Annotated in this window: 16 protein-coding genes; 5 read left to right on the forward strand and 11 right to left on the reverse strand. The window is 47.1% G+C overall.

The annotated features are described in order from the left end of the window. Nucleotides 1-459, forward strand: coding sequence for a hypothetical protein (locus tag QUB66_RS06745; protein WP_265234535.1), 459 nt, complete (start codon nt 1-3; stop codon nt 457-459). On the opposite strand, the gene larE is transcribed toward QUB66_RS06745, so the two are convergent. From larE to fraC, 4 genes are all read right to left on the reverse strand, one after another. After that, nucleotides 460-1,287: an ATP-dependent sacrificial sulfur transferase LarE gene (larE, locus tag QUB66_RS06750; RefSeq protein WP_265234536.1), complete on the reverse strand. Its 828-nt coding sequence runs from the start codon at nt 1,285-1,287 to the stop codon at nt 460-462. It abuts the gene before it with no gap. A 163-nt stretch (nt 1,288-1,450) separates the two neighbouring features. Next, nucleotides 1,451-2,224, reverse strand: a complete 774-nt coding sequence (locus QUB66_RS06755; protein WP_332966974.1) for an ABC transporter permease — start codon at nt 2,222-2,224, stop codon at nt 1,451-1,453. Nucleotides 2,225-2,493: 269 nt separating this feature from the next. After that, nucleotides 2,494-3,492, reverse strand: coding sequence for a DUF5357 domain-containing protein (locus QUB66_RS06760; protein ID WP_265234538.1), 999 nt, complete (start codon nt 3,490-3,492; stop codon nt 2,494-2,496). Continuing rightward, a complete protein-coding gene (gene fraC, locus QUB66_RS06765; protein WP_265234539.1) occupies nt 3,489-4,019 on the reverse strand; it encodes a filament integrity protein FraC in 531 nt (176 codons plus the stop codon). The genes QUB66_RS06760 and fraC overlap by 4 nt, the downstream gene beginning before the upstream one ends. A gap of 225 nt (nt 4,020-4,244) precedes the next feature. Here fraC and QUB66_RS06770 point away from each other — a divergent pair, with 225 nt between their 5' ends. Then, on the forward strand, nt 4,245-5,378 hold the full coding sequence (locus QUB66_RS06770; RefSeq protein WP_265234540.1) for a cob(I)yrinic acid a,c-diamide adenosyltransferase: 1,134 nt from the start codon (nt 4,245-4,247) through the stop codon (nt 5,376-5,378). Between the two features lie 613 nt (nt 5,379-5,991). Beyond that, entirely contained in the window at nt 5,992-8,004 is a 2,013-nt protein-coding gene (locus tag QUB66_RS06775; RefSeq protein WP_332966977.1) for a calcium-binding protein, read from the forward strand. Between the two features lie 363 nt (nt 8,005-8,367). On the opposite strand, the gene QUB66_RS06780 is transcribed toward QUB66_RS06775, so the two are convergent. After that, nucleotides 8,368-8,556 carry a CsbD family protein gene (locus QUB66_RS06780; protein ID WP_265234542.1) on the reverse strand — a complete coding sequence of 63 codons (189 nt, stop codon included), beginning with the start codon at nt 8,554-8,556 and terminating at the stop codon, nt 8,368-8,370. 85 nt (nt 8,557-8,641) lie between these two features. Next, nucleotides 8,642-8,884 carry a DUF167 domain-containing protein gene (locus tag QUB66_RS06785; RefSeq protein ID WP_265234543.1) on the reverse strand — a complete coding sequence of 81 codons (243 nt, stop codon included), beginning with the start codon at nt 8,882-8,884 and terminating at the stop codon, nt 8,642-8,644. Between QUB66_RS06785 and QUB66_RS06790 the strand changes: the two genes are divergently transcribed. Then, nucleotides 8,865-8,999 (forward strand): hypothetical protein, encoded by a 135-nt coding sequence (locus tag QUB66_RS06790; RefSeq protein ID WP_265234544.1) that lies wholly within the window; start codon nt 8,865-8,867, stop codon nt 8,997-8,999. The genes QUB66_RS06785 and QUB66_RS06790 overlap by 20 nt on opposite strands. A 31-nt stretch (nt 9,000-9,030) precedes the next feature. Here QUB66_RS06790 and QUB66_RS06795 read toward each other — a convergent pair whose 3' ends face one another. Then, a complete protein-coding gene (locus tag QUB66_RS06795; RefSeq protein ID WP_265234545.1) occupies nt 9,031-9,633 on the reverse strand; it encodes a DJ-1/PfpI family protein in 603 nt (200 codons plus the stop codon). Between the two features lie 136 nt (nt 9,634-9,769). Then, nucleotides 9,770-9,859: a cytochrome b6-f complex subunit PetN gene (petN, locus tag QUB66_RS06800; protein ID WP_071883976.1), complete on the reverse strand. Its 90-nt coding sequence runs from the start codon at nt 9,857-9,859 to the stop codon at nt 9,770-9,772. Nucleotides 9,860-9,914: 55 nt separating this feature from the next. Between petN and QUB66_RS06805 the strand changes: the two genes are divergently transcribed. Then, on the forward strand, nt 9,915-10,445 hold the full coding sequence (locus QUB66_RS06805; protein WP_332966979.1) for a hypothetical protein: 531 nt from the start codon (nt 9,915-9,917) through the stop codon (nt 10,443-10,445). Between the two features lie 176 nt (nt 10,446-10,621). Here the strand turns inward: QUB66_RS06805 and QUB66_RS06810 are convergent, their stop codons facing one another. The 3 genes from QUB66_RS06810 to bioB all read right to left on the reverse strand — a co-directional run bounded on the left by QUB66_RS06810 (nt 10,622) and on the right by bioB (nt 13,263). Further along, nucleotides 10,622-11,299 carry an SDR family oxidoreductase gene (locus QUB66_RS06810; RefSeq protein ID WP_265234547.1) on the reverse strand — a complete coding sequence of 226 codons (678 nt, stop codon included), beginning with the start codon at nt 11,297-11,299 and terminating at the stop codon, nt 10,622-10,624. A gap of 157 nt (nt 11,300-11,456) precedes the next feature. Beyond that, nucleotides 11,457-12,068, reverse strand: a complete 612-nt coding sequence (locus QUB66_RS06815) for a class I SAM-dependent methyltransferase (protein WP_265234548.1) — start codon at nt 12,066-12,068, stop codon at nt 11,457-11,459. Nucleotides 12,069-12,186: 118 nt separating this feature from the next. Next, nucleotides 12,187-13,263, reverse strand: a complete 1,077-nt coding sequence (gene bioB, locus QUB66_RS06820) for a biotin synthase BioB (protein WP_265234549.1) — start codon at nt 13,261-13,263, stop codon at nt 12,187-12,189. Between the last annotated feature and the right edge of the window lie 7 nt (nt 13,264-13,270).

The following is a 13,270-nucleotide window of genomic DNA, read 5'->3' on the forward strand; positions in this document are numbered from 1 at the left end:
ATGTTCATCAAACAAATATCCTTGAATGCAGATAAACTAATCGATTTCCAGCAATGGAAAAAAGCCAACGGCGATGATTTTTCACTCTGGGATTATCTTTTTGGATCTGCTAATATTGAAATTGCCATAGCTTTCACAAAACTATTCTGGCCAGATTTTGTCGAACATGAAGGCGGTATCTTTTTGTCCGAAGCCTTTAACAGTCAAATATACGAACAGTGGAAAATCGAACTGGGGAATGATGTCGCTGCAATTGAGCAGGTGATGAACCACCAGCACGTTGATGACATTCTCCCCGGTGCGGAAAATACGAGTATCGACAATTTATTGTATTTGGGACAAGCATTAGCTCAGATGTGGGAAAGTCGCCTAAAATCGCTTTATCCTCAGCGCCGTTTTCAAGTTAAATGCGATCGGGACGAACACACGGTTGTAGTGACATTTTTTCAAGATAATTAATCAACCCTTCGCCCCCAACAATTCAGGTTGCAAAACCTGATTTAATTTGCCACTGCGAAACCCCTCCAAATCCAAAGTCGCGTACACAAAACCAAACTCCTGAAACACCGCTACTAATCCAGGCAAATCAGCATTTAATACAAACTGCTGAATCTCCTGGGCTGGTAACTCAATGCGCGCGGTGTCTCCATCCGATCGCACGCGCAGATTTTTCAGTCCCAACTGCCGCAAATACCGTTCAGCGCGCCCCACTCTTTGCAACTTAGCAACAGTGATTTCTTCACCATAAGGAAAACGCGAACTCAAACAAGGTTGAGCCGGTTTATCCCACCAAGGCAAATCCAATTCTTTTGCCAACTGTCGAACTTCAAATTTAGTCATACCAACTTCTGCTAAAGGCGATCGCGCGCCCCGTTCCTTAGCAGCCTGAATCCCCGGACGGTAATCCTTTAAATCATCACCATTAACCCCATCTACCACATAAGGATAACCCTTTGCCAGTGCTAGCGGTTTCAAAGTATCGTGCAGTTCGCTTTTGCAGAAATAGCAGCGATTAACCGGGTTAGAAGTATAATTAGGATTTGCCATTTCCTGAGTTTCTACTTCCTGGTGGGCGATGCCAATTTCTGCTGCTTGAATCCGCGCATCTTCTAAATCTTCTGGCAGTAGAGACGGAGAAACAGCCGTTACAGCCAAAGCGCGATCGCCCAACACGTCAAAAGCAATTTTTGCCACCAAAGTGCTATCAATTCCGCCAGAGTAGGCAATCAGCGCCCGTTCCATCTGCGCGAAAATATCTTTTAATTGTTCTAGTTTTTCCAATATCATAATTTCATTTTTTTGTAACACTACAAACAGTCGAGATTGCCGATCGATAACCTTGTCTATATCTTAGCTCGCTAATTCCATAATAAAAAAGGTTCGATCGTTCGGACTTTAGTCCTTATCCGAGAAAGGACTAAAGTCCGAACGATCGAACAATACGCGCGTTTTAAAATTCTCGGCGGGAAAATATGGCGATCGCAATTGACAGCAGCAACACCACATACAGCAAACCGTAGCCAGCATCTGTAATCAAACCCGCCAAGTAAGGAACTTGTCCGTAAACAGCATCATTTCTCAAATTAAACCGGGCTAAATCCGGCAAAACCAGATAAAGTCCCATCATCAATTGTTCAATGCCAGGATTTTTAGTTAACTTGCCCAAAGCCACTAAATCTCGCGTCGAGTGTCCCATAAAATAAACGCCAAATGTCAGTAAACTTGCCAGCAGCGAACTGCTAAAAACCCCAAATAAAATCCCAACAGCGGCCATGAGACACAGCTCAAACCAGATGAATAGTGAAGCAATTAAAATGCTGCCCAAAGGGTAAGGAATCCGGCTCAAACTCAGAATAGCCAGATAGATAACAGTCATTGCTGCTACCAGTACCGCCAGCACCGCCGACAGCCCTAAGTGCTTGCCCACAATTAACTCAGCCCGACTTATCGGTTTGGCAACTAACAGGTAAACAGTCCGCTTTTCAATTTCTTTGTTGACCAGTCCGGTAGCCACAAAGACTGTGGCAATTAGACCGAGAATACCGATCGCAGCCAAACCGATATCTAAGATAATTTTCTTTTCGGTTGTCGCTGCCAATTCCGGTATCAAGCGCACCGAGGCTCCCATCAACAGAGCAAAAATAATAATTAAGTAAAGGATGCGATCGCGAATTACTTCCCAATATACATTAGTCGCGACTGTCAAGATTCTTCTCAAATTCATCTATTTATTAACCCACAGTCAACTTTAGCCATATTTTAGTTTAAGGAAGAGGGAAGAAGGAAGAAGGAAGAAGGAAGAAGGAAGAAGGAAGAGGGAAGATTTTCCCCGCTCTTCGGCTTTCGGAAGTATCTTTGCGGAGAGTAAAAAGCGTTTTTCAGGAGTGCGATCGTCCCCGCTCGCTTGCCGAATATACAATAGCGAGCGGGACGCTCGCACTCCCGTGTAAAAGCTCTCCCACTCTCCCGCTCTCCTAACCGCCAAAGACAGCCTCAAACTTGACTATCTCCCGTAGTTCCATCTTTTTTCAATCCGGGTTTAGAGCGTTTGATCGCGTCGCAGGTTACAGTCGCCCGATTGGCTGTATCGAACACCTCGCAAGACTTTGTAAACGAATATATTTCCGGTCTAAAAACTAGCCCCATCCAAGTTGCTTGCATCTCTAACTGATAGCGCGACTGTCCTTGAACGATCGAAGTTTTGACATCCCAGCTAGCATCTTCTGGGACTATCCCAATTGTTCCTAACGCTTGATTCTTCAGAAAAAATCGCTCGTTGTCAATATCTATTAACATTTGTTCAACCTGCGGCCACGGTTTGGTGCGGGCTTCATTTTGCAGGTATCGCTCCATTGCATTGAGGATGACAACTCCTCGGGAGCGATTAATAGTTGGCTGTTGAAATGTCACCACATAATCGCTTTTCCTCAAATCCTGCGATAAAACGCTCGGATACTGTTGTATCCAACTTTGAATTAAAAAGTGAAATGCAAACCAACAGGAAAACGTCACATGAATTAGAGTAATCATCAAAAACTGAGGGCGCATCAACTCCCTGATACTTTCCCGTTTTGAATCGCTCTTCCAAACCCTGATGATAGCAAGAACTACTACTGCTATAATTGGGCCGCATATCCAGGCTATTTCCTTTTTGTCCGACGGCAACCTGATCAGCAACCACAAGCCAATTAAGAAGCTTGTCACCCACGGACTCAGACTTACTTTGTTAATTACAAAAGGTTGCTGGCTGGTCAGCAAACCCATTGAAAGTATAAAAAATAACCAGCTCATATCAAACATCAGAGTTCTCGTCGCCAAGTCAGTAACTGCCGCCACCGTCAGCACACCTAAAAAGATGCTGAGCAGTAAAGGCGTCTTCCAGTGGACAACTTTAGGCGGAATCATTGCCTTTTGGACTTTTTTATTGGTTTCCCAAAGGTTGTTCGTCAGCTTAGTTAGTTGCTGAGTCACATCCAAAAATTGCTTCATCATAGATTTCTATTATTGACGCTTTGCAAAAACAACACGGTTAAAATAACGAAATTGCTAACAGTGTGGGCGATTAAAACTGCCCCAAACTGAGTAGTTACTTGAAAAGTCTTTTTGGGAGGACGGCGGCTGAGGGTGGGCGGCCCTATAAACTGAGGTTTGGAAGCTTTTTTATTGCCGGAAACCACGTTTCCTATGATTTCTAATCCTTGCCATTTAACGAGAAAAGTTACTGCTAATATCGAGACGGCTATCATAGTTATGGTATTGTAAACATTCTGCCCTCCGCCTAATAAAATATAACCGATTAGCTGTTCTCGCAAATCTTTGGAAAGAACGCTTTCAATGCCGAAGAAAACTAACCAACCTACGCAAGTGCAACCGAGATTGAGGATGGCAGTATATTCAACGCTGGTTTTGGGGCCGAGTTTCAGTAGTTTTTGTAGAAACCACGATTCGATCGCGATCGCCAAAAACATAATTAAAATTTGCACCAAAACAGTCCGAAATGGGAAAACACTCGCAATCATAAGGATTCAGGTATATCAGCCCGTGTTAAATTTTAATTGTACATCACAGGGGGAATAATCAAGAGCCGCAGGTCTGAGCCGCTAATTGCTTTCGATCGCCCGAATGAACATCAGGTGGTTGAGGTTATATCCTATAATCTTTTGAGATCGGCCAACAGAATGGAAATATTAAACATTCAAGCGATCGAATACCCACCCCGAGACAGACTCAAATAACTGCGGATTATGGTAAGGAATGGCATTGGTATTCGGACAGCCTCATCCCGCTCAGAACGCGCCGCGGGTCAGATTCACGTCTACGACGGCGCTGGTAAAGGCAAGTCTCAGGCAGCTTTGGGAGTAGTGTTGCGCTCGATCGGGCTGGGTATCAATTCTGACTCTCCCACGCGAGTTTTGTTGCTGCGCTTTCTCAAAGGCCCCGGCCGCTCCTACGACGAAGACGGGGCAATAGAAGCGCTGCAACGGGCATTTCCGCACTTGATCGACCAAGTACGCACCGGCAGAGCCGAATATTTTGGGGCCGAAGCAATCACCCGCTTCGATCGCGCCGAAGCTCAGCGAGGCTGGGATATCGCCAAAGGAGCGATCGCCAGTGAACTCTATTCCGTCGTGGTTCTAGACGAACTAAACCCCGTATTGGACTTAGGTTTGCTGCCAGTGGACGAAGTAGTCCAAACCCTCAAAAACAAACCAGAATATTTAGAAGTAATCGCCACAGGCCGAGCAGCCCCCGAAGCTTTGCTAGAAATTGCCGACTTACACTCAGAAATGAAGCCGCACTATCACCCCGCAGCGGCAGAGCATAATATTTCCGGTATCGAAATATACACCGGAGCAGGCAAAGGTAAGTCTACCAGTGCCTTGGGGAAAGCTTTGCAGGCGATCGGTAGAGGTATCAGCCAAGACACATCTCACCGCGTGTTAATTGTACAATGGCTCAAAGGTGGGACTGGTTATACAGAAGATGCGGCGATCGCAGCATTGCGACAAAGTTACCCGCAGTTAGTAGACCACCAGCGGTGCGGCCGAGATGCTATAGTTTGGCGGGGACAACAGCAAGAGTTAGATTGTATCGAGGCAGAACGCGGCTGGGAAATCGCTAAAATGGCGATCGCCAGCGGCTGGTATAAAACGATCATTCTCGATGAACTCAATCCCACAGTAGACTTAGAACTGCTGTCGGTAGAGCCGATCGTCGAAGCCCTGCTACGCAAGCCCCGCGATACAGAAATCATTATCACCGGGCGCTGCCACAAACCCCATGCTTACTTTGACTTGGCAAGCGTACACTCAGAGGTATACTGTCACAAACACTATGGCGATCGGGGCGTAGAACTAAAGCGGGGTGTAGACTTTTAGACCCCTGCATGGCGCGGAGTTCAATCCGAGCCAGAATTATTTAAAGACCAATACGGTTCAGTTCACAGTGTTTGTTTCCAGAGATCCCCCTCGCATCCCCCTTCTGAAGTGGGACTTTGAGAAGACTCTTGTCCCCCCCTTTTTAAGGGGGGCTAGGGGAGATAAGTCTTAACGGAACCGTATTGATTTAAAAACGACCCTGCCTGGGAAACCGGAAATTAGCACAAAGCCTTGCAACCAAGTAACCAATCTCCCAATTTTCATTGTCTTCCCAAACTCCCCGATCGACCCTTGTTAATCTTGAATTTCCTTCCCCGGAGGCGATCCCTGATCGCCAACCCAGAATGGAACATTCAGAATATGAGCCGCGTCTTCTTGAGCGTGAGCACCTGAGACATTGCACAAGGATTATTAAAGGGTGAAGACATTGAAAATAAAAGCTTACAAGCAAAAAGTCCGTGAGGGAGAAAGTCTAGACAGGGTTAACACCAGTAGGCTAGACTTGCGGCTGGCAAACAGGTTAAACTACAGCGGCATCCAAACATTCGGTGTTCTAGGCAGTGTCTGTAGTCGCACCAGCGATGATCAACAAGAAGTAGAGGAGTGAAGCTGTATGACAACGTTAACTGACAATTCTGATCAAGCTAATTTAAACACTCCGGGACTGGGCCCGGATACAATCTTTGCCGGAGCGGGGGCGGATTTTATTACAACTTCTGCCCTCGGCGGCAGCTTAATATTTGGCGAAGGCGATAACGATACTCTAATTTCCGTCGGCCCCAACGATACCCTATACGGCGGCAACGACGAAGATTCATTAGTAGGCCAGCGCGAGCGAGTTTTCATGCAGGGCGACGCAGGCAATGACACCATAATCGCTCAAGCCCGGAATTCGACGCTGTTGGGCGGTGCGGGAGATGACTTGCTCCAAGGCACAGTCGATGGCAACCTGATGTTTGGTAATCAGGGCTCAGATACGATGCTGGGAGGCGCCCTGGGAAGAGACACCCTCTACGGTGGCAAGGACAATGACTCCCTCGGCTTCTTCATCGCAGGTGGCGGCAACAACCTCGATATTCGCATCGGCAGTGCCGGTGGCAATCAAGGCAGCAACTTCTTGCGCGGAGACTTGGGCGACGACTATGTTGTAGGTATCAATCAGAAAGATACTCTGTTCGGCGGTAAAGGCAACGACACACTGTATGGTGTAGCCAGCAACAGCTATCTGTCCGGCGATCTTGACAACGATACCTTAGTCATTGAGAACAGTACCCAGTCGAGTCCGTTTTCTTCGAGCGTCATCACCATTGGCATTGAGAAAACCACCTTGCTCGGCGGTGAGGGCAACGATTCTCTCGTCGGCGGTATCGGCGACTTTGGCACCGGCAAAAACTTCCTGGACGGCGGTGCTGGGAACGACACGATCACGGTTTATGCTACGCAGGACACGGCGCAGGGAGGCGCAGGCGACGACTTCATCAAGTCGTCTACGGTGTCTACACTTTCCAGCGTAGGTGCGCTGAGTTCATTTCCAGGCTTCGCGGGTCGCAACTTGCTCGACGGCGGCGATGGCAACGACACGATCGTTGCAGCTTTTGCGAGTGATACAATGATCGGCGGCGCAGGCAATGACACCTTGAGCGGTATCTTTAATCAAGCCTTCGGTGGAGATGGCAACGATACGATCGATGCCACTACTTTTAATGTCGGTACTACTACTGCGCTAGTTACTCTCGACGGCGGTCTGGGTGATGATCTGTTACTTGGCAACATCAGCACTAATCTTACTACCACCGGCACCGTCACCAACTTCATGAACGGTGGTGAAGGGAATGATACGATCGTGTTTGGTAGCAGACGCGATAAATTGATTGGCTCATTTGGTGGTAACGACATCATCTCCTACGCTAGCACTGTCAACTTTGCCGGTGTCACATCGACAAACATCATTACTGATAACTTAGGCAGCAACTTCATCATTGGCGGCAACGGTACTGATGTCATCACTACCGGTGCTGGCGACGACATACTGTTCGGCGGCCCCACAATTCTTATTACCCCAGGAGTTGATGGGGACGATACCTTAGATGCCGGTGGCGGAAACGACACAATGCTGGGCGGCTTTGGGAACGACTATCTGATCGGAGGAGACGGCAACGACTCTCTCGGCGGCGGGCCCGGTTCTGACACGCTGATTGGTGGCAACGGCGATGACAGCTTCTACTACAGCAACTCCCAGGAAGGCGGCTTCGACACCCTCACCGGCGGCGTCACCCCCGTCGGATTCAGCACCAGTCCAGACCAAATCGGTGACTTTAAACAACAAGGCCAAGACAAGATAGTCTTGAATAGTATTGCCTTCGGCTTCGGTGCAGTGAATGGGCCAAGCCAACTTCCTGGCCAATCGTTCGTGGTGTTTGACAACGGGACTTACGCTGGTGGTGTTAATACGACGAACATTCCTCAGGCACAACTTCCGCAGACAGCACCGTTCTTCTTTTACCAAGCTGAAGACGGACGACTAGGATATGACGCTGACGGTGCTAGTGGGTCTAAATCACCCATTACACTCGCAATCCTAAACAACAAACCAAACTTCGGTAGATCAGATATTACCCTGATTTAATTTAGGTGGCAGCGGGTGGGAGTGGTTTTAGAAAAAACCATCGCCCGCGCCAACTCTAAAAACTAATTGTGCGATGTTTCGAGCTAGGGATTCATATCCCTAGCTTTTTTGTTGAAGGGACTCGGCGGTTGAAACCGCGACTATACAAACGAAGTCCACCTCCGTGGACTGAAGAATTAAGAGACTCGGCGGTTGAAACCACGACTATACAAACGAAGTCCACCTCCGTGGACTGAAGAATTAAGAGGTATTAAAGCCAGATTTGGTATGACGCATCCTACAAGTTTGGGCGAGCAAAAAAAAGCCAGCAAACGATATGTTTGCTGGATTCAGTAGGCAGGAAACTTTTAGCAAATACTCTGACTAAGCTTTGTCTACAATCTCTTTTGCTTTATCTTTGAGGTCTTCTTTCATGTGAATTGCTGAGGCTTCGTCCTGCTTGGCTTGACCTTCTACTTTATCTTTCAGATTGCCTGTAACTTCGCTCACAGCTTCTTGGATTTTGCCTTCAATATTCTTAGCTGTTGCTTCGACTCTATTTTCAATGCTCATTATTTTTTATTTTAACTCTACAACTACTAAGATAGGATTTTCTAGTTGAGTTTGAATCCGTCTTTAGATAGATTTGCTGTTAACTTTATTTCTGAGTTGCAGGTTCGATCGCAATTTCGACAAGTTTATTTTTGGACGACAAACCCGATTTAATGGCGATCGCAGATTTAGGCACTTTAAACTTTTTCGCCAACAACACGATTAATTCTTGATTAGCTTTTCCATCGACTGGTGGCGATTTGAGATGTACTTTGAGGCTGCCGTCTGGTTGCTCTTCGATGCTTTGCTGTTTGGAATTCGGCTTAACTTTGACTGTAAAAATCGTCATACTTAGAAGGAAGAAGGAAGAAGGAAGAAGGAAGAAGGAAGAAGGAAGAGGGAAGAATTACCTATTACCTATTACCTATTACCTATTACCTATTACCTATTTACCAATTGCGTAGAAACTGGGTTGAATAAAGTAAGTCTGATTATTCAAGAAACGGCGACTGTTTCTGAATGTTCGATTTTTGTTCCCAAAACCTTCAAAAATTCAGCTAACCAGTTAGGATGAGCCGGCCACGCGGGGGCTGTGACTAAGTTGCCATCGACTACGGCTTCGGTAACGGGAACTTCGGTATATTTGCCGCCAGCGCGGAGGATGTCGGGGCTGCAAGCTGGGTATGCGGTGCAGCGTTTGCCTTCGAGCACGCCGGCGGCGGTGAGGACTTGCAAGCCGTGACAAATAGATGCGATCGGCTTTTTGTTATTAGCAAAGTAGCGGGTAATTTGCAGCACTTTTTGGTTGAGGCGGATGTATTCTGGGGCTCTTCCTCCGGGGATAATTAAAGCGTCGTAATCAGCGGCGTTAATGTCGTCAAAAGTTGCGTTTAAAGTAAAGTTGTGACCGGGTTTTTCGCTATAGGTTTGGTCGCCTTCAAAGTCGTGAATTGCGGTGCGAATTGTTTGGCCTGCGGCTTTGTCGGGGCAGACTGCGTGGACGGTGTGACCTACCATTTGTAGTGCTTGGAATGGTACCATTACTTCGTAGTCTTCTACAAAGTCGCCGACTAGCATTAATATTTTTTTTGCTGTCATATTTGTAACTCCTGTTATTGAGTTTTGGTTAAATAGGATTTAAAAGACTCGGCGGTTGAAACCGCGTCTACACAAACAAAACCCGCCGACGCGGGTTGAAGACTCGGCGGTTTCAACCGTACATCTTATTTGGGATCTAGAAACCGTTGCGGCCCCAAATCACCATTGAAATTGAGAAGGAGAACAGAACTAGCACCGAAACCCAACCGAGTGACAAAATATCCATAGCTATTTACTGAACGAACTGTACAAAGTGACTCCAACCCTTATGATAATTTAATTTGAGCCATTTTTGGAATGAAGGTGCTGTGAAGGATTCGTCAAATTTTAGTTTCGCTGAACGGGTAGAATCTTTGAAAGCAGGGACTGTTGCTGCTTTGTCTTGTTTTTGTGGTTTTGGGGCGATCGCCCTGGTTAACAGCTTAATCCTTGCCCGTTGGTGGGATTCTCTGGCGAGTTTGCAGGTAACGGCCGTTGACCTAAATTTGGGATTGAAAGGATTGATGGCACTTGTGGGCGGTTTCTTGTTCGGCGTGACATACCGCTACGCTATCCGGCGCGATACTAACCCGCACCTTAAATCTGGCGTGGTGTTGGCTTTTGGGCTGGTGCGGGCTTTTGGACAGTTGGATGCGGGACTTGATTTTGAGGCGGGGAAAATACCGGGTTTGCAGGAGTTATTGCCCTTGGCGGTTGGTGGAGTCGAGAGTGTGGTATTGTTTGCGATCGCGCGTTTGGTGTTGGATTGGGCGATCGGGTTCGACGGCTTCGCTAACGGGCGATCGTTGATTCAACCATTCGGGCGATCGTAGATTAAACCTTTTGATTCTTAACTCAGATCAAACGGCGGTTGAAACCGCGTCTACACAAACAATGTCCGCCTCCGCGGACTGAAGAAAAGAAGCTAATTTAAACCGTTGATTCTTCAACCCGCGCACCATCCGGGTTTTGTCTGTGTCGGCGCGGTTTCAACCGCCCGGTATTCTTTTTATTTCAAACCTAATACCTCATATTCTAAATTGCCGTAAACCATTTGCTTATCTACCGCCGACAAAACCTTATTGTTAGCAGCATCAGAAACTAAACACTGACAAACTAACTGCGCCACATCCGCCCGGTGAATAGTTCCCGCCACCCGACAATCTTCCGTTAAAACACCGTTACCCGTCGCAGGTTCCGACTTCAATCCGCCCGGACGAATCACAGTATAAATCATCCCGCTTGCTATCAAATGATTTTCCGCTTTTTCCTTTTCAATTAACACCGGGCGCAAAGTTTCTAAAGCTTGCGGCGGCAAAGCGGCGGCCGTGTTACCGCTACCGATAGATGAGACTAAAATAAACTTTTTTACGCCCGCTTTAACGGCAGCATCAATCAAGTTTTTGTTGCCTAAATAATCGGCTCTTTCCCCATCCTTTGGCAAGCCGCCAACGGTGCTGATTGCGGCATGGATTGGCGCGCCTCCAGCCATTGCAGCTTCCACAGCCGCAGCGTCCAAAGCGTCGCCAGTTATGACTTTGATGCCCATTGCTTCTAATTCGGTGCGCGTTTCGGGCGATCGCAAAAGTGCTGTTACTTGCATATTTTGTGCTACGAGACATTTGGCGATTTCTAGGCCGACGCCTCGACTAGCACCTGCTAAAAAGATGTGGGATTTATCTGTCATATTAATTTTGTTTTAGTTTGTGCAGAAGTTGGTTTTTTTGACTTGGGAATAGTATACAACAATCTTCTGTGATTTTTTGAATTAGTTTTTTTTTACCGCAGAGGGCGCAGAGGACGCGGAGGAAGAGATGGGAAAGATTGGCAATTTCCTATTTACGTTAGATTTTTTTGCCGACGATTACTACCCAAGATTGAGCTTCGCGCGGCAAGCCGGGAGGGCGATAGTAGTGATTGACAATTTCAAATCCTGCTTGTTCTAAACAAGGTGCTAAAGTTTCGTATTCCCATCCTGCTGTATAGCGTTTTCCTGTCGGCCGTTCGTCGTAGCCTTCCCAATTTCCCCGGCACATTGACATGACAATTGCACCGCCAATAACTAAAGTTTTGTGCAAATCTTGCAGCACTTTCACCATTTTGTCGCTGGGAATGTGAATCATGGAAGCATTGGCGAAAATACCGTCAAATTCGGCTTTTGGTAAGTCGAGATTCAGAAAAGATTGCTGCAAAACTTCGCAGCCGGATAATTTCTTGGCTATTTCTACAAAAGCCGGAGTTGCATCTAATCCTACAACTGTATGTCCTTGGCTTTTAAACGCTACTAAGTCTCGTCCTGGCCCGCATCCTATATCGAGGATTTTACCGGGATTGCGGGGCATGGCAGCGATTAGTGCGTCGCGATTTTGGGATACGTCGTGGTGCCATGTTCCTTCTCGGAAAGATTCGGCGGTTGCTTGGTATTCTGCGATCGTAATTTCTTCGCGTTTGTCCACAATTTCTCCTATTGTATTATTTGATATTGGTTAATTCAAGAAGACCGGGCGAATAGAATTCGCGTCTACACAGACAAAACCCGCCTCCGCGGGTTGAAGAATTGGCTGTGAAAATATGTTATTTTCTTGAGTCCGCGGAGGCGGACATCGTTTGTGTAGACGCGGTTTCAACCGCCGTCCGATCATCTTCCGAATTAACTTCTAACATTGAACCGTCGGGAGATTCGATCGCAAATCCTGCATCTCGAATCATATCCCAATCTTGATTGGCCGCTTGTCCGGGAGTAGTCAGATAATCGCCCACAAAGATAGAATTAGCCGCGTAGAGTCCCAGAGGTTGCAGAGATCGCAAATGCACTTCCCGTCCCCCAGCAATCCGAATTTCTTGGCTGGGAAGCAAAAATCGGAACAAGCAGAGAATCCGCAAACATTGGCGCGGATTTAATGTGTTTAAACCTGCAAAGGGCGTACCGGGAATCGGAATAAAAAAGTTGACCGGTACGCTAGTAACGCCCAATTTTCGCAGGGAAAGCGCTAAATCGATCGCATCATCATCCGATTCGCCCATCCCCAAAATTCCGCCGGAACAAGTGGTGATTCCGGCTGCTTTGACGTGTTCGACGGTTTCGACGCGATCGCCAAAAGTGTGAGTTGTGCAGATGTCCTCGTGGTACGATTCGGAAGTGTTGAGATTGTGATTTACGCGATCGACTCCAGCTTTCGCCAAACGGTGAGTTTGCTCCTCGCTCAACAACCCCAAACAAGCACAAATTTTCAGGTTATAATTTGCCTTGACGGTTTCTACAGCATCCAAAACGCGATCGAAAGTAGATGCGTTGGGTTGGCGGCCAGAAATTACTAAACAAAACGTACCAGCTTTTAAATCTGCCGCGCGCCCGGCCGCTTCCAGAATTTTTTCCTTAGCTAAAAGCGGATATTTTTCAATTTCCGCAGTCGAGATTTTGGACTGAGAACAATAATGGCAATCTTCAGGACAAAGGCCACTTTGAGCGTTTAGCAAATAGTGCAATCTGACGCGGTTTCCCCAGTAATGGCGGCGCACCCGATAAGCTGCGTTTAGTTGTTCCAGTAAAACCTCATCCGGCGCGCGCAATACGGCTAAAGATTGCTCGCGAGAGAGACATTTGCCCGCCAGCGCGTCATCAGCCAAATCATTCCAATTGGGTAAATTCATCACTAAA

This window comes from Microcoleus sp. A2-C3 (assembly GCF_036706065.1).
In the GTDB taxonomy this organism is placed as follows: domain Bacteria; phylum Cyanobacteriota; class Cyanobacteriia; order Cyanobacteriales; family Microcoleaceae; genus Microcoleus.

Excerpts from the sequence above, each read along its gene's own strand:
- QUB66_RS06745 (WP_265234535.1), top strand. The coding sequence starts at position 1 with ATGTTCATCAAACAAATATCCTTGAATGCAGATAAACTAATCGATTTC.
- larE (WP_265234536.1), bottom strand. The coding sequence starts at position 1,287 with ATGATATTGGAAAAACTAGAACAATTAAAAGATATTTTCGCGCAGATG.
- QUB66_RS06755 (WP_332966974.1), bottom strand. The coding sequence starts at position 2,224 with ATGAATTTGAGAAGAATCTTGACAGTCGCGACTAATGTATATTGGGAA.
- QUB66_RS06760 (WP_265234538.1), bottom strand. The coding sequence starts at position 3,492 with ATGATGAAGCAATTTTTGGATGTGACTCAGCAACTAACTAAGCTGACG.
- fraC (WP_265234539.1), bottom strand. The coding sequence starts at position 4,019 with ATGATTGCGAGTGTTTTCCCATTTCGGACTGTTTTGGTGCAAATTTTA.
- QUB66_RS06770 (WP_265234540.1), top strand. The coding sequence starts at position 4,245 with ATGGTAAGGAATGGCATTGGTATTCGGACAGCCTCATCCCGCTCAGAA.
- QUB66_RS06775 (WP_332966977.1), top strand. The coding sequence starts at position 5,992 with ATGACAACGTTAACTGACAATTCTGATCAAGCTAATTTAAACACTCCG.
- QUB66_RS06780 (WP_265234542.1), bottom strand. The coding sequence starts at position 8,556 with ATGAGCATTGAAAATAGAGTCGAAGCAACAGCTAAGAATATTGAAGGC.
- QUB66_RS06785 (WP_265234543.1), bottom strand. The coding sequence starts at position 8,884 with ATGACGATTTTTACAGTCAAAGTTAAGCCGAATTCCAAACAGCAAAGC.
- QUB66_RS06795 (WP_265234545.1), bottom strand. The coding sequence starts at position 9,633 with ATGACAGCAAAAAAAATATTAATGCTAGTCGGCGACTTTGTAGAAGAC.
- petN (WP_071883976.1), bottom strand. The coding sequence starts at position 9,859 with ATGGATATTTTGTCACTCGGTTGGGTTTCGGTGCTAGTTCTGTTCTCC.
- QUB66_RS06810 (WP_265234547.1), bottom strand. The coding sequence starts at position 11,299 with ATGACAGATAAATCCCACATCTTTTTAGCAGGTGCTAGTCGAGGCGTC.
- bioB (WP_265234549.1), bottom strand. The coding sequence starts at position 13,263 with ATGAATTTACCCAATTGGAATGATTTGGCTGATGACGCGCTGGCGGGC.